We start from the raw sequence: 19,494 nt of genomic DNA on the forward strand, positions 1-19,494 counted from the left end.
GGGCGGGGGCCAGACCCGCCCCCGGGGGGGGGGGGCGGGGGGGGGCCCGGCCCCGGGCCCCCGCCGGCGGCGGGCCGGTGGGTGGTCGTTCGACACCGTGAGCTTCTTCGTCGTCTGCCTCGGTCTGCCGCTCGCGCTGTTCCTCGTCTTCGTGATCTGGCCGTTCGTGCAGGCCGCGTTCTACGCCCTCACCAACTGGTCGGGCTTCTCCACCCAGTTCGACGTCGTCGGTCTGGCCAACTTCACGACGCTGCTGCAGGACCCGCGGTTCGTCAACGCCGTCGGCAACAGCGTGATGTTCGGTCTGTTCATCCCGCTCATCACCATCGCCATCGCCCTGACGTTCGCGATCCTCATCACGGTCGGCGGGTCGGGCAAGGGACAGGTGCGCGGCGTCCGCGCCGCGGGCTTCTACCGCGTGGTCTCCCTCTTCCCCTACGTGATCCCGGCCATCGCCGTCGGCATCATGTGGCGCCTGATCCTCGACCCGAGCAACGGGCTCGTCAACGGCGTCCTCACGGGGCTCGGGCTGGACCGCTTCCAGTCGTTCGCCTGGTTGGGGAACGTGGGCACCGCGATGCCGGTGACGATGTTCGTCGTCGTGTGGGGGTTCGTCGGCTTCTACATGCTGCTGTTCATCGCGGCGATCAAGGGCGTGCCGTCGGAGATCTACGAGGCGTCGCGGATCGACGGCGCCGGACGGTGGCGCACGTCGTGGTCCATCACCCTGCCGCTCATCCGGGACAACGTGCAGACCGCCTACATCTACCTCGGGATCATCGCGCTCGACCTCTTCGTGTACGTGCAGGCGCTCAACCCCCAGGGCGGCCCGGACAACTCGACGCTCGTGATGTCCCAGCAGCTGTTCCGCACGGCGTTCACGGAGGGGAAGTTCGGCTACGCCAGCGCGATGGGCGTGGCGATGGCGATCGTGACCCTGGTGTTCGCCGCGCTGGTGTTCACCGTGAACCGCCTCGCCGGCGGGCGCAGCGAGAGGGGCCGAGGATGACCGCCCACGCCCAGGCGATGCCGCGCACGGCTCGCGCCGTCCCGCGGTCCCGGGCCGCCCACGCGGCCGGCGGCGACCGTCTCGCGGCCGGGGTCTCCCACACCGTCCTCGTGATCTGGTGCATCCTCGTCATCGCGCCGATGATCTGGGTGTTCATCGGATCCTTCAAGACGAGCGCGGAGATCTTCGCCTCGCCGTTCTCGTTGCCGGCGAACTGGTCGTTCACGAACTACGAGAACGCGTGGGTCGACGCCCAGATCGGCCGAGCCTTCGTGAACACCATCATCGTGGTCGGGACCGCCCTGGTGCTCGTCATGCTCCTCGGGGCGATGTGCGCCTACGTGCTCGCCCGCTTCGAGTTCCCCGGGCGACGGGCGATCTACTACCTCATGCTGGCGGGCCTGACGTTCCCGGTCTTCCTCGCGATCGTCCCGCTGTTCTTCGTGCTCCAGAACGCCGGCCTGCTCGGCACGCTGCCAGGGCTGATCGTCGTGTACGTGGCGTTCGCGCTGCCCTTCACGGTGTTCTTCCTCTACGCGTTCTTCCGAGGCCTGCCGGACGACATCGCCGAGGCGGCGGCGATCGACGGCGCGGGGCACTGGCGGACCTTCTTCCAGGTGATGATGCCCATGGCGCGGCCGGGCATGGCGTCGGTGGCGATCTTCAACTTCCTGGGACTGTGGAACCAGTTCATCCTCCCGATCGCGCTGAACCCCGAGCAGCAGAACTACGTCCTGTCCCAACGGCTGGCCGCGTTCGTGTCGTCGGCGGGGTACGCCGTGGACTTCGGCGCGATGTTCGCGGCGGTGGTGGTGACGATCGTGCCGGTGCTCATCGCGTACCTGATCTTCCAGCGACAGCTCCAGGGGTCGGTCTCGGCGGGCACGATGAAGTAGCCGGCCCCGGCTCCGGGCCGCCGGTCGCGACGCCGGGGCGTCGGTGGCCTGACCTAGGCTGACGGCATGGCCGACCCAGCGACCTATCGCCCGAAGCCGGGGGAGATCCCCACGTCGCCCGGCGTCTACCGGTTCCGCGACGCGCACGGCCGCGTGATCTACGTGGGCAAGGCGAAGAACCTGCGGGCGCGGCTGTCGAGCTACTTCCAGGACGTCGCCCACCTGCACCACCGCACGCAGAGCATGGTGACCACGGCGGCGTCGGTCGAGTGGACGGTGGTGGGCACCGAGGTCGAGGCCCTGGCGCTCGAGTACTCGTGGATCAAGGAGTACGACCCGCGGTTCAACGTGAAGTACCGCGACGACAAGTCGTACCCGTTCCTCGCGGTGACCATGGGGGAGGAGGTGCCCCGCGCCCAGGTGATGCGCGGCGCCAAGCGCCCCGGCACGCGCTACTTCGGACCGTACGGCCACGCCTGGGCGATCCGCGAGACCCTCGACCTCCTGCTGCGGGTCTTCCCGATCCGCACCTGCTCCGCGGGCGTCTACCGCCGAGCGCACCAGACCGGCCGACCGTGCCTGCTCGGGTACATCGACAAGTGCTCGGCGCCCTGCGTCGGGCGCATCACCGTCGACGACCACAAGCAGCTGGCGCAGGACTTCTGCGACTTCATGGCCGGCGACACCCAGCGGTTCGAGCGGCGCCTCACCGCACGCATGAACGAGGCCGCCGCGTCCATGGAGTACGAGCAGGCGGCCCGGCTGCGCGACGACATCCAGGCGCTGCGCCGCGCCACGGAGAAGAACGCCGTCGTGCTCCCGGACGCGACCGACGCCGACATCTTCGCCCTGGCGGGGGACGAGCTCGAGGCCGCCGTCCAGGTGTTCCACGTGCGCGGCGGGCGCATCCGCGGGCAGCGCGGCTGGGTGGTGGAGAAGGTCGAGGACGTCACGGACGCGGAGCTCGTCGAGCACCTGCTGCAGCAGGTGTACGGCGCGGTCGAGGACGCGCGCGCGGCGGCGGAGGTGGCCGACCTCGACACCGAGGGCCGCGCCGCGTCCCGGCGCGAGACGCGCGACGCCGTCCCGCGGGAGGTGCTGGTCCCGGTGCTGCCACCGGACCCGGAGCAGATGACGGCGTGGCTGAGCGGCCTGCGCGGAGCCCGGGTGGAGCTGCGGGTGCCGCAGCGTGGCGACAAGCGCGAGCTCGCCGCCACCGTGAGGGCGAACGCGGAGCACGCCCTGACCCTGCACCGGACCCGCCGTGCGGGCGACCTCACCACCCGGAGCCAGGCGCTCCGGGAGATCCAGGAGGCGCTGGGGCTGGAGTCCGCCCCGCTGCGCATCGAGTGCTACGACATCTCCCACACGCAGGGCACGTACCAGTCGGCGTCGATGGTGGTGTTCGAGGACGGTCTGCCGCGCAAGAGCGAGTACCGCACCTTCTCGGTCCGCGGGCCCGAGGGCGACGGGGCACGGGACGACACGGCGGCCATGCACGAGGTGATCACGCGCCGGTTCCGGCGATACCTGGCCGACCGGCTGGCGTCGGGCGACGTGGAGCTCGACGACAGCGACGACGACCGCGACGGTGCGAGGGCGTCCGCACGGGTCCCCGCCCGTCCGCCCTCGGGCGAGGTGCCGGCCGAGGAGCCGGGGGAGCGCAAGCGGTTCGCGTACCCGCCGAACCTCGTGGTCGTCGACGGCGGGCCGCCGCAGGTGGCGGCGGCGCAGCGCGCCCTCGACGAGCTGGGCGTCACCGACGTCGCGCTCTGCGGGCTCGCGAAGCGGCTCGAGGAGGTCTGGGTGCCCGGCGAGGACTACCCGGTGATCCTGCAGCGCTCCTCGGAGGGCCTCTACCTGCTGCAGCGCGTGCGAGACGAGGCCCACCGGTTCGCCATCACGCAGCACCGGCGGCGTCGGAGCAAGGGCATGATCACGTCGGCCCTGGACGACGTGCCCGGCCTCGGGCCCACCCGTCGCAAGGCGCTGCTGACCACGTTCGGGTCGGTGAAGAAGCTGCGCGCGGCCAGCGTCGACGAGATCGCCGCGGTGCGGGGGATGGGCAGGCGCACGGCGGAGGCGGTGGTCGCCGCCCTCGGCAGGGACGGCGGCGCACCCGACGCGGCGTCCGGGGCGACCTCGGCGGACGTGCCGACCGGCGCCGGCAGCGCGCCGACCAGCCACGACGGTGCGGGTCCTGGCATGCTGGGCGCATGAGCGAGCCGGACCCCATCACCGTCCCGCAGGGCATCCCCGAGATCGAGGCCACGACCCCGGCTCCGGAGCAGGCCGAGACCGAGGTCCTGATCATCACCGGCATGTCGGGCGCCGGGCGCTCGCGTGCCGCGGGCGTCCTCGAGGACCTCGACTGGTTCGTGGTCGACAACCTGCCGCCGATGATGATCGTGCCGCTCGTCGACCTCATGACCCGGGCCGGCTCCTCCGTGGAGCGGCTGGCGGTCGTGGTCGACGTGCGCGGGCGGGAGTACTTCGCCGAGCTCACCCGGGTGCTGCAGCACCTGCGCGACGCCGGGGTGAACTACCGGATCCTGTTCCTGGACGCGCGCGACGAGACCCTGGTGCGGCGCTACGAGAGCGTCCGCCGCCCGCACCCCCTGCAGGGCGAGGGCCGGATCCTCGACGGCATCGGCGAGGAGCGTCGTGCGCTCGCGTCGATCGCCGAGCGCGCCGACGTCGTCATCGACACGTCGGAGCTGTCGGTGCACGACCTCGCGCGCGAGGTGCGCGCCGCCGTCGCGGACGGCGCGCCCGACGCGCTGCGCGTGAACGTGCTCGCCTTCGGCTTCAAGTACGGCATCCCGCTCGACGCCGACCACGTCGTGGACGTGCGCTTCCTGGCGAACCCGTACTGGATCACCGAGCTGCGTCACCTCACGGGGCGCGACGCCCCGGTGCGGGAGTACGTGCTCGCCCGGCCCGGGGCGCAGGAGTTCGTGGACCGGTACGTGGCGGCGCTCGAGCCGGTCCTCGCCGGCTACCTGGCCGAGGAGAAGCGGTACGTGACGATCGCCGTCGGGTGCACGGGGGGCAAGCACCGCTCGGTCGCGATCGCGGGCGAGATCGCCCAGCGGCTGCGGGACGCGGGCCAGCGGGTCTCCCTCACGGCGCGCGACCTGGGGAAGGAGTGACGGCGCCGGTCGGGAGCCCGGGGGCGCCGGCGGTGACGGCGCTCGGGGGAGGGCACGGCCTGTTCGCCAGCCTGTCCGCGCTGCGCCTGATGTCCGACCGGCTGACCGCCGTCGTGACGGTCGCGGACGACGGCGGGTCGTCGGGCCGCCTCCGTGACGAGCTCGACGTGCTGCCGCCCGGCGACCTCCGGATGGCGCTCGCGGCGCTGTGCGACGACTCCGAGTGGGGCCGCACCTGGAGCGACCTGCTGCAGCACCGGTTCGTCTCGGGCGGCAGCCTGGACAAGCACGCCATGGGCAACCTCCTGATCGTCGCGCTGTGGGAGCTGCTCGGCGACACGGTGACGGGGCTCGACTGGGTCGGCCGGCTGCTCGGCGCGCGGGGTCGCGTGCTGCCCATGGCGTCGGTGCCCCTCGTGGTCGAGGCGGACGTGCGTCGCGACGGCGTGGCGACCCTCGACACCGTCGTCGGGCAGAGCCGCGTCGCCGTGTCCGAGGGCCGGATCGAGCAGCTGCGGCTGGTGCCGGCGGACCCGCCGGCGTGCCCGGAGGCTGTGGAGGCGGTCCGCACCGCGGACTGGGTCGTGCTGGGCCCGGGATCCTGGTACTCGTCGGTGCTCGTGCACCTGCTGGTGCCGGAGCTCGCGAAGGCTCTGCACGAGACCGACGCGCGCGTGTGCGTGACGCTCAACCTGGCCGCCGAGCGCGGCGAGACCCAGGGGCTGACCGCGACCGACCATCTCGAGGCGCTGTACCGGCACGCGCCGGGGCTGCGCGTCGACGCGGTGCTGGCCGACCCGTCGGCCGTGGAGGACGTGGACGAGCTCGCCGACGCCGCCCAGGCCGTGGGCGCCCGGCTCCTCATGCGCCAGGTGCGTCGCGGCGACGGGACGGCACGCCACGACCCGCTGCGCCTCGCGGCGGCCTACCGGGACGTGTTCGAGGGCGTCTACGGGGACGTGTGACCGCTGCCCGGCGGCACGCTGCCGACGGCTCGGGGTGCTTGCCTCGCGTGGCAGGATGACGCCATGGCGCTGACGGCAGAGGTGAAGGACGAGCTCGCGCGGATCAAGGTGACCCGGACGTCGTGCCGCAAGGCCGAGGTCTCGGCGACGCTGCGGTTCTCCGGCGGGCTGCACATCATCTCGGGCCGCGTGGTGATCGAGGCGGAGCTCGACGACGAGGCGGCCGCGGCGCGGCTGCGGCAGTCGATCACGGAGCTCTACGGGCACACGAGCGACCTGATCGTGGTGCAGGCCGGGGGGCTGCGCAAGAACAACCGGTACGTGGTGCGGGTGGTGCGCGACGGCGAGTCGCTCGCCCGCCAGACGGGCCTGCTGGACTCCCGGGGGCGGCCGGTGCGCGGCCTGGCCCCGGAGGTCGTGTCGGCGGGCGTCGCGGAGGCCGAGGCGGTGTGGCGGGGCGCGTTCCTCGCGCACGGGTCGCTGACGGAGCCCGGCCGGTCGATGGCGCTGGAGGTCACGTGCCCCGGGCCCGAGGCGGCGCTCGCGCTGGTCGGCGCCGCGCGGCGCCTGGGCGTGCAGGCGAAGTCCCGGGAGGTGCGGGGCGTGGACCGCGTCGTGGTCCGCGACGGCGAGGCGATCGGGGAGATCCTGCGGCGCATGGGTGCCGTCCGCACCCGCGAGATCTGGGAGGAGCGGCGTGCGCGGCGCGAGGTGCGCGGCACGGCCAACCGGCTCGCGAACTTCGACGACGCGAACCTGCGGCGGTCGGCGCGGGCCGCCGTGGCGGCCGGCGCCCGGGTGCAGCGCGCCTTCGAGATCCTGGGCGAGGACGTGCCCGAGCACCTGCGCCAGGCGGGGGAGCTGCGCCTGGCGCACAAGCAGGCCTCCCTGGAGGAGCTGGGGCAGCTGGCGGACCCGCCGCTGTCCAAGGACGCCGTCGCGGGCCGGATCAGGCGGCTCCTGTCGACGGCGGACAAGCGGGCGCTCGAGGTCGGGATCCCGGACACCGAGTCCGGCCTGAGCCCGGAGCTCCTCGACCTCTGACGGCGTCCGGCCGCCCGGGCGGACAGGCCTCGCGACGCGCGTCGTCCGGCTCTGGCCCGGGTCCTGTCCATATGGTCAGACCACATGTCTCACGGTGCCGTCGAGGGTCAGCGGCACGGCCCGTTCGGGTATAGGCTCATTCCGTCAGGTGACGACGACGTGACCCGAGGCTGACCGCCCGGTGGAAAAACGTCGGGTGGTTCCGGGGTCACGACGTGAATCATCAGCACGCCCCTCGCGGCGTGCGGAAGTCGGCATCAACCGTGTGCGCCGGGATCTCACCGGCGCGCCCTGAGGAGGGCAATCGTGACCATCCGCGTCGGGATCAACGGCTTCGGTCGGATCGGACGGAACTTCTACCGCGCTCTCGTGGAGTCGGGTGCGGACATCGAGGTCGTCGGCGTCAACGACCTGACCGACAACAAGACTCTGGCCCACCTGCTCAAGTACGACACGGTGCTCGGCCGCTTCCCGAAGTCGGTCGACTTCGACGACGAGAACATCATCGTCGACGGCCAGAAGATCCGTGCGCTCGCGGAGCGCGACCCCGCGAACCTCCCCTGGGGCGAGCTGGGCGCGGACATCGTCATCGAGTCCACCGGCTTCTTCACCGACGCCACCAAGGCCAAGGCGCACATCGACGCCGGCGCCAAGAAGGTCATCATCTCCGCCCCGGCGAAGAACGAGGACGCGACCTTCGTCATGGGTGTGAACAACGACCAGTACGACCCGGCCGCGCACCACATCATCTCCAACGCGTCGTGCACGACGAACTGCCTCGCGCCGCTCGCCAAGGCCCTCAACGACTCGATCGGCATCGAGCGTGGCCTCATGACGACGATCCACGCGTACACCGGCGACCAGAACCTGCAGGACGGCCCGCACAAGGACCTCCGCCGCGCCCGCGCCGCCGCGCAGAACATCGTGCCGACCACCACGGGTGCCGCCAAGGCCGTCGCCCTGGTGCTCCCGGAGCTGAAGGGCAAGCTCGACGGCTACGCCCTGCGCGTCCCGGTCATCACCGGTTCGGCCACCGACCTCACCTTCGAGGCCCCGAAGGAGGTCACGGTCGAGGAGGTCAACGCCGCGGTCAAGGCCGCCGCCGAGGGCCCGCTCAAGGGCACCCTGGAGTACGTGGACGACGAGATCGTGTCGTCGGACATCGTCACCAACCCGCACACGAGCATCTTCGACTCGAAGCTGACCAAGGTGATCGGCAACCAGGTCAAGGTCGTCTCGTGGTACGACAACGAGTGGGGCTACTCCAACTCGCTCGTCGCGCTGACCGTCCACGTCGGCGAGAAGCTCTGACGACTCCGGCGCCCGACACCGCTCGAGCGTGAGTCACGACGTCCGCGTGCGCGCCGAACTCCGGCCGCGCACGCGGACGTCGTCATGTACGGACCAGATCACCCCGGCCCAGGACGTGCGGACGCATGAGGGTCGCGCCGCGCGCACCGGGCCCTGACGGACAGGTGTGCCCCATGAAGACCATCGACACCCTGGGCGAGCTGCGCGGCAAGCGCGTCCTCGTCCGCTCGGACTTCAACGTGCCGCTCGACGGCACCACCATCACCGACGACGGCCGGATCAAGGCCGCGCTGCCCACGCTGAAGCGCCTCACGGACGCCGGCGCGCGCGTGGTCGTGACCGCCCACCTCGGCCGCCCCAAGGGCGAGCCGAACCCCGCCTACTCCCTGGCGCCCGTGGCCGCGCGCCTCGGCGAGCTGCTGGGCCAGGACGTGGCCCTGGCGGCCGACGTGACCGGGCCGTCGGCCCAGGAGACCGTCGCCGCCCTGGCCGACGGCCAGGTCGCGCTCCTGGAGAACGTCCGGTTCGACGCGCGCGAGACCTCGAAGGTCGACGCGGAGCGCGAGGAGCTGGCCGGCGAGCTGGCCGCGCTGGCCGACGCGTTCGTGTCCGACGGCTTCGGCGTCGTGCACCGCAAGCAGGCGTCGGTCTACGACGTCGCGAAGCTGCTCCCGGCCGCGGCCGGCGACCTCGTCCTCAAGGAGGTCGAGGCGCTCTCGCGCGCCACCACCGACCCGCAGCGCCCGTACGCCGTCGTCCTGGGCGGCTCGAAGGTCTCCGACAAGCTCGGCGTCATCGAGAACCTCCTGACGAAGGCGGACCGGCTGCTCATCGGTGGCGGCATGGTCTTCACCTTCCTCGCCGCGCAGGGCCACTCGGTGGGCTCGTCGCTGCTCGAGGCCGACCAGGTGGACACCGTCAAGGGGTATCTCGCCCAGGCCGCCGAGTCGGGCGTGGAGATCGTGCTCCCGACCGACATCGTCGCCGCCGACTCGTTCGCCGCCGACGCGCCCCACCGCACCGTCCCGGCCGACCAGATCCCCGACGGGACGATGGGCCTCGACATCGGCCCCGAGTCCGGTGCGCTGTTCGCCGCGCGGCTCGCGGACGCGAAGACGGTCGTCTGGAACGGCCCGATGGGCGTGTTCGAGTTCGCGGCGTTCGCCGCGGGCACCCGCGCCGTCGCGCAGGGCATCGTCGACGCGACCGCGGCCGGCGCGTTCTCGATCGTGGGCGGTGGCGACTCGGCCGCGGCCGTGCGCGCGCTCGGCTTCGACGAGGACGGCTTCAGCCACATCTCCACCGGCGGCGGCGCCAGCCTGGAGCTGCTCGAGGGCAAGGAGCTCCCGGGCCTCGCGGTCCTCGCGGACTGACAGCCTTCCGATCCTTCCCACCCCAGCACGAGAGAACGAGGAGCCCATCGTGGCCACCACCCGCACGCCCCTGATGGCGGGCAACTGGAAGATGAACCTGGACCACACCGAGGCGATCGCCGCGGTGCAGAAGCTCGCGTGGACGCTCAAGGACGCGAAGCACGACTACGAGGCCGTGGAGGTCGCCGTCCTGGCGCCGTTCACCGACCTGCGCTCCGTGCAGACCCTCGTGGACGCCGACAAGCTCGGGGTGCGCTACGGCGCCCAGGACCTGTCGACGCACGCGTCGGGCGCCTACACGGGCGAGATCTCGGGCCCGATGCTGGCCCGCCTGGGCTGCACGTACGTGGCGGTCGGGCACTCCGAGCGCCGCGAGTACCACGCCGAGGACGACGCGCTCGTGAACGCCAAGGTGCGTGCCGCCTTCGAGCACGGGCTCGTGCCGATCCTGTGCGTCGGGGAGGGGCTGGACGTGCGCAAGGCCGGCGAGCAGGTGTCCTACACCCTCGCGCAGGTCGACGCCGCCCTCGCCGACGTGCCGGCGGAGCAGGCCGCGCAGGTCGTCATCGCCTACGAGCCCGTCTGGGCGATCGGCACCGGCGAGGTCGCGACACCGGACGACGCGCAGGAGGTCTGCGGTGCGATCCGCGGCCGCCTCGCGGAGCTGTACGACGCCGAGCTCGCCGCGGGCGTGCGCGTGCTGTACGGCGGGTCGGTCAAGTCGGGCAACGTCGCGCAGATCATGGCGCAGCCCGACGTCGACGGCGCGCTCGTCGGTGGCGCGAGCCTCGACCCGGTCGAGTTCGCGAAGATCGCGCGCTACCAGTCGCACGTCGCCTGACGCGACACCCCACGGCGGGCCCGGACCCGTCCGACGGACGCCTCCCGAGGATCGTCACCCGATGGAAACATCGGTGTTCGCCTCGAGAGGCGTCCGTCACTTACTCTTGACCCGGCCGGGACGACGTCCTGGTCGGGTGACGAACAGAAGCCCGCCCCGCGGGGCGGACGACGAACGAGGACAGCCGAGGACACCGTGGACGTTTTGCAGATCATCCTTCAGGTTCTCCTGGTGATCACCAGCGCCTTCCTGACCCTGCTCATCCTGATGCACAAGGGCAAGGGCGGCGGTCTGTCCGACATGTTCGGCGGGGGGATCTCGAGCGCCGCCGGAAGCTCCGGCGTCGCCGAGCGCAACCTCAACCGGATCACGGTGAGCTTCGCACTCGTCTGGTTCGTCGTGATCGTGCTGCTCGGCCTCATCACGAAGGTGAGCTGAGGCCGCACGACCGCGACCGTCACCGGCCCGGGCTCAGGCTCGGCCGGTGCGGGGGCAACGGAGCCGGGTGGCGAGCCCGGCTCCACGGTTCACGAAGATCGTCCGTGGGCGTACGCCCACTGAGTCGAAGGTGAGGACGACAGGACGTGGCTACAGCCGGTCATGCGATCCGGGGCTCGCGCGTGGGCGCGGGTCCGCTGGGAGAGTCCGAGCGCGGCGAGGCGGCACCCCGGGTGCGGGTCTCGTACTGGTGCGCGAACGGGCACGAGACGACGCCGAGCTTCTCGGCGAACGAGGGCGTCGAGCCCCCGGAGTTCTGGGACTGTCCGCGCTGCGGCTTCCCCGCCGGGCTGGACGCGGCCAACCCGCCGGAGCCGGTGCGGAACGAGCCGTACAAGACGCACCTCGCATACGTGAAGGAACGCCGGTCCGAGGAGGACGGCGCCGCCCTCCTCGAGGAGGCGCTCGCGACCCTGCGGGCACGCCGGACGGGCCTGCGCCGGGCGAGCTGACGGCGGCGGGTCGGGCTCCGACCCGACGGGGTGTCCACCTGTCGAGACGGTGGCGTAGTCTGGCCGCATGTTCGAGGAAGGACAGCTCTACGCCCCCGTCACCGAGGACGAGCACGGCGTCACGGTGCACCTCACGGACGACCACCCCGGCGCGAACGACCCGGAGTACCGGCGCCGCCGGGAGGTCATCGCCGGCCCTGCGTTGCGCTGGTCGCCGGGAGACCCCGTGCCCCGCGTCGAGTACACCGACGGGGAGAACGAGATCTGGCGCACCGTGTGCGCCGAGCTCGCGCCCAAGCACGAGCGCCTGGCGATCCGTGGGTACCTCGAGGGCAAGGAAGCCCTCGGCCTGCCGACCGACCGGGTGCCGCAGCTCGACGAGGTGAGCGCGGGCCTGGAGCCGCTCAGCGGCTTCCGGCTCCACCCCGCCGCGGGGCTGGTGCCCCTGGACCAGTTCTACGGGTCGCTCGCCGACGGCGTCTTCCACTCCACGCAGTACCTGCGCCACGGGTCGCAGCCCCTGTACACCCCCGAGCCGGACATCATCCACGAGGTCGTCGGGCACGGGAACCTGCTCGCCAACCCGGCGATCGCCGAGGTGAAGCGCCGGGCGGGCGAGGCCGCGCGGCGCTGCGAGACGGCCGAGGGACTGCAGTTCGTGGCGGACGTCTTCTGGTTCACCATCGAGTTCGGCGTGATGTACGAGGACGGGGAGCTGCGCGCGTACGGCGCCGGCCTGCTGTCCTCGTACGGCGAGATCGAGGAGTTCCGTGGCGCCACGATCCTGCCGCTCGACTTCTACTCCATGGGCACCGTGGAGTACGACATCTCGCACTACCAACCGACCCTGTTCGCGTGCGACGGGATGAGCGAGCTCACCGAACGGGTGGGGGAGTTCTTCGCCGAGTTCGACGACGAGACGCCCGCCCGCCTGCTCGCCGACCGGCACCGGTCGGCGAGCTAGCAGGTCAGGCGGCCGGGCCGGCCGCGGCGGCGGCGTCCAGGAGCCACAACGTGCCCTCGGTGCCGCGGGCCCCGGCCGCCGGGACGTCGGTCACCGCGCCGCCGGCGAGGGCGGCGGCGGCCTGGGCCGCCTTCTCGGCACCGGCCGCGACGACCCACACCTCGCGCGCCCGCCGCAGGGCGTCGAACGTGAGCGAGACGCGCTCCGGCGGCGGCTTCGGGGAACCGTGCACCCCGACCGTCGCGCCGCGGGCCGACAGGCCGTCGTGCCCGGGGAACAACGAGGCGACGTGCCCGTCCGGCCCCATGCCCAGCAGCAGCACGTCGAACTCCGGCACGGACGGCTCCTGCGAGTCGGCCGCGGGCGAGGGGGCGAAGGCCGCGAGCTCGGCCGCGTAGGCCGCGGCCGACTGCTCCGGCGTCTCGACGGTGTCGCCGTCGAGCACGGCGCCGCGCGCGGGCATCGCGTGCACGTGGGCGCCGGGCAGGCCGGATTCCGCGACGAGCGAGTCCACGAGGGCGGCACGGGCCTGGGTCTCGTTGCGGTCGGGGTCGCCGTCCGGCAGGAACCGCTCGTCGCCCCACCACAGGTGCACCCCGGACCAGTCCACGGCCGCACGCAGCGGGCTCGCGGCCACGGCCTCGAGCGTCTTGATGCCCACGGTGCCGCCCGTCAGCACCGCGTGCACCGGCGTGCGGACCGACTGCACGTCGAGCAGGCGGGTGAGCAGCCGGGCCGCGGCGGCCTCCGCGAGGACGGCCGGGTCCGGGTGCACGACGACGAGCGGCGCGCTCACGCCCGGGCCTTCGCCGTCGACTTCGCCTTGACGGTCTCGACCCGCGTGAGGCCCTTGGTGAGCACCTCGCCGTAGAGCTCGTCGGGGTCGAGGCGCCGCAGCTCCTCGATGAGGGCCTCGCTCAGCGCGCGGATGGGCAGCGCCATGCGGCGCTCCGGCTTCTCGGGCTGCGTGATCGACACGACGCGGCCGTCGGGGCGGTCGAGCACGATCGGCCCGCTCCTGCGCTCCAGGGTCACGCGGGTGATCGCGTCGTCGCTGTCGGTGCGCACGACCGTGGCAGGGCAGCGCAGGCGCTGGCCGAGCCAGGCGGCGAGCAGGTCGAGCGACGTGTGCTGCTCCTGCCCCTCGACGGTCACCGCGGTGACGGGCTCGAACGGCGGCTGTTCCACCGCGGCCGCGATGAGCCCGCGCCACAGGGTGACGCGCGCCCACGCCAGGTCGGTGTCGCCGGGGCTGAACGTGCCCGCCAGCCGGTGCAGCATCGCGACCGGGTCCGCTGCCGTCGTCGTGTCCGTGATGCGGCGCTGGGCCATCGCGCCCATCGGGTCCGCCGACGGGGCGTCCGGGCCGCCGGTGGGCCACCAGACGACGATCGGGGCGTCCGGCAGCAGCAGGGGCATGACGAGCGTGTCCGGGTGGTCGAGCATCGGCCCGCCGGCCCGCAGGACGACGACCTCCGAGGCGCCGGCGTCGCCGCCGACGCGGATCTCGGCGTCGAGCCGCGGCGCGGAGCGGTCGCGCTGCGCGAGCGGCGCGATGACGACGACCCGGCACGGGTGCTCGTGGCTGGCCTGGTTGGCGGCGCGGACGGAGTCCTCGATGTCGGCCTCCTCCGCGACGACGACGAGGGTGAGCACCCGGCCGAGCGCCACGGCGCCGCCCTCGTCGCGCAGGTGGGCGAGCCGCTTGCCGACCGCGTTCGTGGTCGTGTCCGGCATGTCGATGATCATCGGGGCTCTCCTCGCTGGGTGCGGCGCGGGTGGATGCGGCGCGGGTGGATGCGGCTCGCCGCGGCGCGGGCGGCGTCGTCGGGGGCGCCGGAGGGCCTCACGGGCGCCGCCACGAGCGGCCGTCGCGGGCCATCATCTTGTCGGCGGACTCCGGGCCCCAGGTGCCCGAGGCGTACTGCTCCGGCTTGCCCTTGCCCGCCCAGTACGCGGTGACCGGGTCGAGGATCTTCCAGGAGAGCTCGACCTCCTCGCGCGTCGGGAAGAGCGGCGGGTCGCCGAGGAGGACGTCGAGGATGAGGCGCTCGTAGGCCTCGGGGGACGACTCGGTGAACGAGTGGCCGTAGCCGAAGTCCATCGTGACGTCGCGGACCTCCATCGCGGTACCGGGCACCTTCGCACCGAACCGGAGGGTGACGCCCTCGTCGGGCTGCACGCGGATGACCAGCGCGTTGTTGCCCAGGTCGGACGTGAGCGACGACTCGAACGGCAGGTGCGGCGCCTTCTTGAAGACGACGGCCACCTCGGTGACGCGGCGGCCCAGGCGCTTGCCCGTGCGCAGGTAGAAGGGCACGCCCGCCCAGCGCCGGTTGTCGATCTCGAGCTTGACCGCGGCGAAGGTCTCGGTCGTGGAGTCGGGGTTGAAGCCCTCCTCCTCGAGGAACCCGACGACCTTCTCGCCGCCCTGCCACCCGGAGGCGTACTGGCCGCGTGCGGTGTGACGCCCGAGGTCGCGGGGGAGCCGCACCGAGGAGAGCGCCTTGATCTTCTCGGCGCGCAGGGCCTCGGCGTCGAAGTTGACCGGCTCCTCCATGGCGACGAGCGCCAGGAGCTGCAGCAGGTGGTTCTGGATCACGTCGCGGGCGGCGCCGATGCCGTCGTAGTAGCTCGCCCGCCCGCCGATGCCGATGTCCTCGGCCATCGTGATCTGCACGTGGTCGACGTAGTTGCTGTTCCACAGCGGCTCGAACATCTGGTTCGCGAACCGCAGGGCGAGGAGGTTCTGGACCGTCTCCTTGCCGAGGTAGTGGTCGATGCGGAACACCGACTCCGGGTCGAAGACCTGGGAGACGACGGCGTCCAGCTCGCGCGCGCTCTCGAGGTCGTGCCCGAAGGGCTTCTCGATGACGACGCGGCGCCACGCGTCCGGGGACGACTTGGAGAGCCCCGACTCGGACAGCTGCCGGCACACGATCGGGAACGCGCTGGGCGGCACGGACAGGTAGAAGGCGTGGTTGCCGCCGGTGCCGCGCTCGGCGTCGAGCTGCTCGACCGTCTGGCGCAGGCGCTCGAACGCCTCGTCGTCGTCGAACGAGCCCTGCACGAAGCGGATGCCCTCGGCGAGCTGGCGCCACGTGGCCTCGCGGAACGGTGTGCGGGCGTGCTCCTTGACCGCGTCGTGCACGACCTGGGCGAAGTCCTCGTCCTCCCAGTCGCGACGGGCGAAGCCCGTCAGCGCGAAGCCGGGCGGCAGCAGGCCGCGGTTCGCCAGGTCGTAGACGGCGGGCATGAGCTTCTTGCGCGACAGGTCGCCCGTGACCCCGAAGATCACCAGGCCGCTGGGGCCGGCGATGCGGGGGAGCCGCAGGTCGAGGGGGTCGCGCAGGGGGTTGTGCTCGGCGGTGATCTTGGCCGGTCTCACGAGGTGGGCACCGTTCTTCGTCGTGCGGGCGGGAGGTGGTGCGGGCCCGGGGGCGCCGTGGCGCCCCCGGGGTGAGGGCTCAGGCCCCCTGGGCCTTCAGCCCGGCGGACGCGGTGTCCAGGAGCTCGGTCCAGGAGTCCTCGAACTTGCGGACGCCGTCCGTCTCGAGGTGGTCGGTGACCTCGGCGAGGGAGACGCCGAACGACTCGATGGTCTCGATCGTGCGCCGCGCGGCGCCCGCGGTGCCGCGGACCGTGTCGCCCGTGACGACGCCGTGGTCGGCGAACGCCTGCAGGGTCGGCTCGGGCATCGTGTTCACGACGCCGTCCGTGACCAGCTCGGAGACGTACAGGGTGTCCGAGTACTCGGGGTTCTTCACGCCGGTCGACGCCCACAGCGGCCGCTGCGGGTGCGCGCCGGACGCCGCGAGCGACCGCCACTCGTCCGTGCCGACGAACTGCTCGTAGGCCTCGAACGCGAGCCGGGCGTTCGCGACGGCGGCCTGCCCGCGCAGGTCGAGGGCCTCCGGCGTGCCGATCTTCTCCAGTGCGGCGTCCACCGAGGAGTCGACCCGGGAGACGAAGAAGGACGCCACCGACCCGATCGGGCCGAGGTCGATCCCGTCGGCGCGCGCCTGCTCGAGGCCGATCGCGAACGCCTGGAGGACGGAGCGGTAGCGCTCGATCGAGAAGATCAGGGTGACGTTGACGCTGATGCCCTGGGCGAGGGTCCGCGAGATCGCGTCCAGGCCGGGCACGGTCGCCGGGATCTTGATGAAGACGTTCGGGCGGTCGACGGTGCGCCACAGGCGCTCCGCCACGACCACGGTCTTGTCGGCGTCGTACGCGAGGCGGGGGTCGACCTCGATCGACACGCGCCCGTCCACGCCGTCGGTGGCGTCGTAGACCGGGCGCAGCAGGTCGGCGGCGGCGCGCACGTCGTCGGTGGTGATGGTCTCGACGGCGGCGTCCACGTCTCCGTCCGCACCGAGGCGGGCGAGCTCCGCCAGCTGGGCGTCGTAGGCGTCGCCGCTGGACAGCGCCTTGGCGAAGATCGTGGGGTTCGTCGTCACGCCGACGACGCCCCGCTCGGCCACGAGGGCCGCCAGGTTGCCGCTGCGCAGGCGCTCCCGCGACAGGTCGTCGAGCCAGATGGACACCCCGGCGCCGGTCAGGTCGGTGATCGGTGCGGGGACGGTGCTCTGCGTCATCGGACGTCCTTCCAGGTCGGAAGCCCCTGAGCGGGAGGTCTCGACAGGGGCCGGGTGGGGCGCCGGCCGGCGACGCCCCACCCTGGGAATCTACGAGCGCTCAGGCGGCGTCGCCAGCGCCGCGCACGGCGGCGAGCGACTCGCGGGCGGCGGCCGCGACGGCCTCCGCCGTGATCCCGAACTCCCGGTACAGCGTCTGGTAGTCGGCCGACGCGCCGTAGTGCTCGAGCGAGACGCTGCGGCCGGCGTCGCCGACCACGTCGCGCCAGCCCTGCGCGACGCCCGCCTCGACGGACACGCGCGCCTTCACCGCGGAGGGCAGCACGGACTCGCGGTACGCAGCGTCCTGCTTGTCGAACCACTCGCGGCTCGGCATCGACACGACGCGGGCGGCGATCCCCTCGGCGGCGAGCTGCTCGCGCGCCTGGACGGCGAGCTGCACCTCGGAGCCGGTGCCGACGAGGACGACGTCGGGCGTGCCGGTCTCGTCGTTCGTGGCGTCGACCAGCGTGTAGCCGCCCTTGAGCGTGCCCTCGGCGCCGGCGAAGCCGTCGGTGCCGCGCGGGAACGTCGGGACGTTCTGGCGCGTGAGGACGATGCCGGCCGGGTTGGCGGTGTTCTCGAGGATGCCGCGCCAGGCCCACGCGGTCTCGTTCGCGTCGGCGGGGCGCACGACGTCGAGGCCGGGGATGGCGCGCAGCGCCGCGAGGTGCTCGACCGGCTGGTGCGTGGGGCCGTCCTCGCCGAGCCCGATGGAGTCGTGCGTCCACACGAACGTCGTCGGGATCTCCATGAGGGCCGCGAGGCGGACCGAGGCCCGCATGTAGTCGGCGAACTGGAGGAAGGTGCCGCCGTAGGGGCGGGTGAGGCCGTGCAGCACGATGCCGTTGAGGATCGCGCCCATGCCGTGCTCGCGGATGCCGAAGTGCAGGGTGCGCCCGTAGGGGTTGCCCGGGAACTTCTTGGTCGCGTGCTCGACGGGGATGAACGACGGCTCGCCGTCCATCGTGGTGTTGTTCGAGCCGGCGAGGTCCGCGGACCCGCCCCACAGCTCGGGCAGCACGTCCTTGAGCGCGGTGAGGACCTTGCCGGACGCGGCGCGCGTGGCGACGCCCTTCTCGGAGGCCTCGAAGACGGGCAGCTCGTCGGTCCAGCCGGCGGGCAGCTCGTGGGCCACGAGGCGGTCGAGCAGGGCCGCCCGCTCCGGGGCGGCGGTGCGCCACGCGTCGTACGAGCGGTCCCAGGCGGCGCGCTGCTCGGCCTGGCGGGCCGCGACGTCGCGCGTGTACCCGAGCACCTCGTCGTCGACGGCGAAGGTCGCCTCCGGGTCGAGACCGAGGGCGACCTTGAGGCCCGCGACCTCGTCGGCACCCATCGCGGAGCCGTGGATCCCGCCCGTGTTCTGCTTGGTGGGCGACGGCCAGCCGATGATGGTGCGCAGCGCGATGAACGACGGGCGGTCGGTCTCCGCCTTCGCGGCCGCGATGGCCGCGGCGAGCGCGTCGACGTCCTCGGCGTAGCCGGTGCCGCCCTGCGTCCAGTCCACCCGCTGGGTGTGCCAGCCGTAGGCGGCATAGCGCGCGAGGGTGTCCTCGGTGAACGCGATGTCCGTGTCGTCCTCGATGGAGATCTTGTTGTCGTCCCAGATCACCACGAGGTTGCCGAGCTTCTGCGTGCCGGCGAGCGACGACGCCTCGGACGTGACGCCCTCCTGCAGGTCGCCGTCGGAGGCGATGACGTAGACGTGGTGGTCGAACGGCGACTCGCCGGGCGCGGCGTCGGGGTCGAGCAGGCCCCGCTCGCGGCGGGCCGCGAACGCCATGCCGACGGCGGACGCGAGGCCCTGGCCGAGCGGGCCGGTCGTGATCTCGACGCCGGGGGTGTGGCGGTACTCGGGGTGGCCCGGGGTCTGCGAGCCCCAGGTGCGCAGCGCCTCGAGGTCCTCCAGCTCCATGCCGTAGCCGGAGAGGAACAGCTGCAGGTACAGCGTGAGCGAGGAGTGGCCCGCGGAGAGGACGAACCGGTCACGACCGACCCAGTGCGGGTCGGAGGGGTCGTGCCGCATCGTCTTGCCGAACAGCAGGTACGCGGCGGGGGCGAGGGAGATCGCCGTGCCGGGGTGGCCGTTGCCGACCTTCTCGACGGCGTCCGCCGCCAGCGCCTTGATGGTCTTCACCGCGCGGTCGTCGAGCGAGCTCCACTCGAGCGGGGCGACGACGGGGTCGAACGCGTTCACAGATGTGCCTCTTTCCTGCCCGGAGCGAGCCCCGGGTGATTGCTGCTGCTCTGCCGGTACGGGGCGCCGTCGCGTCGGACGCCGCACGGGGTCCTGGGGGCGACGGCGGGGCACGGCGTCGAGGGGCCGACCGGGTGGGCGGCCCGCTGTTCACC

The 19,494-nt window shown here is 72.7% G+C and carries 17 protein-coding genes; 12 read left to right on the plus strand and 5 right to left on the minus strand.

What is annotated here, in order from left to right:
• Positions 1-97 precede the first annotated feature (97 nt).
• The 12 genes from ACFQ80_RS02535 to ACFQ80_RS02590 all read left to right on the plus strand — a co-directional run bounded on the left by ACFQ80_RS02535 (position 98) and on the right by ACFQ80_RS02590 (position 12,505).
• Positions 98-1,009: a carbohydrate ABC transporter permease gene (locus ACFQ80_RS02535; RefSeq protein WP_430562441.1), complete on the plus strand. Its 912-nt coding sequence runs from the start codon at positions 98-100 to the stop codon at positions 1,007-1,009.
• Positions 1,006-1,905, plus strand: a complete 900-nt coding sequence (locus ACFQ80_RS02540; RefSeq protein ID WP_430551996.1) for a carbohydrate ABC transporter permease — start codon at positions 1,006-1,008, stop codon at positions 1,903-1,905. Before ACFQ80_RS02535 ends, ACFQ80_RS02540 begins: the two co-directional genes overlap by 4 nt.
• Positions 1,906-1,971: 66 nt before the next feature.
• A complete protein-coding gene (uvrC, locus tag ACFQ80_RS02545; protein ID WP_430562442.1) occupies positions 1,972-4,125 on the plus strand; it encodes an excinuclease ABC subunit UvrC in 2,154 nt (717 codons plus the stop codon).
• Positions 4,122-5,057, plus strand: a complete 936-nt coding sequence (rapZ, locus tag ACFQ80_RS02550; RefSeq protein WP_430551994.1) for an RNase adapter RapZ — start codon at positions 4,122-4,124, stop codon at positions 5,055-5,057. Before uvrC ends, rapZ begins: the two co-directional genes overlap by 4 nt.
• A 32-nt stretch (positions 5,058-5,089) precedes the next feature.
• Positions 5,090-6,022: a uridine diphosphate-N-acetylglucosamine-binding protein YvcK gene (gene yvcK, locus ACFQ80_RS02555; protein WP_430551993.1), complete on the plus strand. Its 933-nt coding sequence runs from the start codon at positions 5,090-5,092 to the stop codon at positions 6,020-6,022.
• 63 nt (positions 6,023-6,085) lie between these two features.
• Positions 6,086-7,066, plus strand: coding sequence for a DNA-binding protein WhiA (gene whiA / locus ACFQ80_RS02560; RefSeq protein ID WP_429729139.1), 981 nt, complete (start codon positions 6,086-6,088; stop codon positions 7,064-7,066).
• Positions 7,067-7,372: 306 nt separating this feature from the next.
• Entirely contained in the window at positions 7,373-8,377 is a 1,005-nt protein-coding gene (gap, locus tag ACFQ80_RS02565; protein WP_429729141.1) for a type I glyceraldehyde-3-phosphate dehydrogenase, read from the plus strand.
• 173 nt (positions 8,378-8,550) lie between these two features.
• Positions 8,551-9,750 carry a phosphoglycerate kinase gene (locus tag ACFQ80_RS02570; protein ID WP_430551992.1) on the plus strand — a complete coding sequence of 400 codons (1,200 nt, stop codon included), beginning with the start codon at positions 8,551-8,553 and terminating at the stop codon, positions 9,748-9,750.
• Positions 9,751-9,823: 73 nt separating this feature from the next.
• Positions 9,824-10,591, plus strand: coding sequence for a triose-phosphate isomerase (tpiA, locus tag ACFQ80_RS02575; RefSeq protein ID WP_430552021.1), 768 nt, complete (start codon positions 9,824-9,826; stop codon positions 10,589-10,591).
• A gap of 195 nt (positions 10,592-10,786) precedes the next feature.
• Positions 10,787-11,029: a preprotein translocase subunit SecG gene (gene secG / locus ACFQ80_RS02580; protein WP_380326827.1), complete on the plus strand. Its 243-nt coding sequence runs from the start codon at positions 10,787-10,789 to the stop codon at positions 11,027-11,029.
• A gap of 146 nt (positions 11,030-11,175) precedes the next feature.
• The gene (locus ACFQ80_RS02585) at positions 11,176-11,541 is read left to right on the plus strand and encodes an RNA polymerase-binding protein RbpA (RefSeq protein ID WP_430551991.1); all 366 of its coding nucleotides are present in this window, start codon (positions 11,176-11,178) and stop codon (positions 11,539-11,541) included.
• Between the two features lie 67 nt (positions 11,542-11,608).
• Positions 11,609-12,505 (plus strand): phenylalanine 4-monooxygenase, encoded by an 897-nt coding sequence (locus ACFQ80_RS02590; RefSeq protein ID WP_430551990.1) that lies wholly within the window; start codon positions 11,609-11,611, stop codon positions 12,503-12,505.
• Positions 12,506-12,509: 4 nt separating this feature from the next.
• On the opposite strand, the gene pgl is transcribed toward ACFQ80_RS02590, so the two are convergent.
• The 5 genes from pgl to tkt all read right to left on the minus strand — a co-directional run bounded on the left by pgl (position 12,510) and on the right by tkt (position 19,339).
• Positions 12,510-13,301, minus strand: coding sequence for a 6-phosphogluconolactonase (gene pgl / locus ACFQ80_RS02595; protein WP_430562443.1), 792 nt, complete (start codon positions 13,299-13,301; stop codon positions 12,510-12,512).
• Positions 13,298-14,254 (minus strand): glucose-6-phosphate dehydrogenase assembly protein OpcA, encoded by a 957-nt coding sequence (opcA, locus tag ACFQ80_RS02600; protein ID WP_430551988.1) that lies wholly within the window; start codon positions 14,252-14,254, stop codon positions 13,298-13,300. The genes pgl and opcA overlap by 4 nt, the downstream gene beginning before the upstream one ends.
• Before the next feature lie 97 nt (positions 14,255-14,351).
• Complete coding sequence (gene zwf, locus ACFQ80_RS02605) at positions 14,352-15,893, minus strand: glucose-6-phosphate dehydrogenase (protein ID WP_429763413.1); 1,542 nt, start codon at positions 15,891-15,893, stop codon at positions 14,352-14,354.
• Between the two features lie 79 nt (positions 15,894-15,972).
• Positions 15,973-17,103 (minus strand): transaldolase, encoded by a 1,131-nt coding sequence (gene tal / locus ACFQ80_RS02610; protein WP_430551987.1) that lies wholly within the window; start codon positions 17,101-17,103, stop codon positions 15,973-15,975.
• A gap of 100 nt (positions 17,104-17,203) precedes the next feature.
• Positions 17,204-19,339 (minus strand): transketolase, encoded by a 2,136-nt coding sequence (gene tkt / locus ACFQ80_RS02615; protein WP_430551986.1) that lies wholly within the window; start codon positions 19,337-19,339, stop codon positions 17,204-17,206.
• Between the last annotated feature and the right edge of the window lie 155 nt (positions 19,340-19,494).

Origin of the sequence: Isoptericola sp. NPDC056578 (assembly GCF_042793275.1) — a bacterium.
GTDB lineage: Bacteria > Actinomycetota > Actinomycetes > Actinomycetales > Cellulomonadaceae > Isoptericola.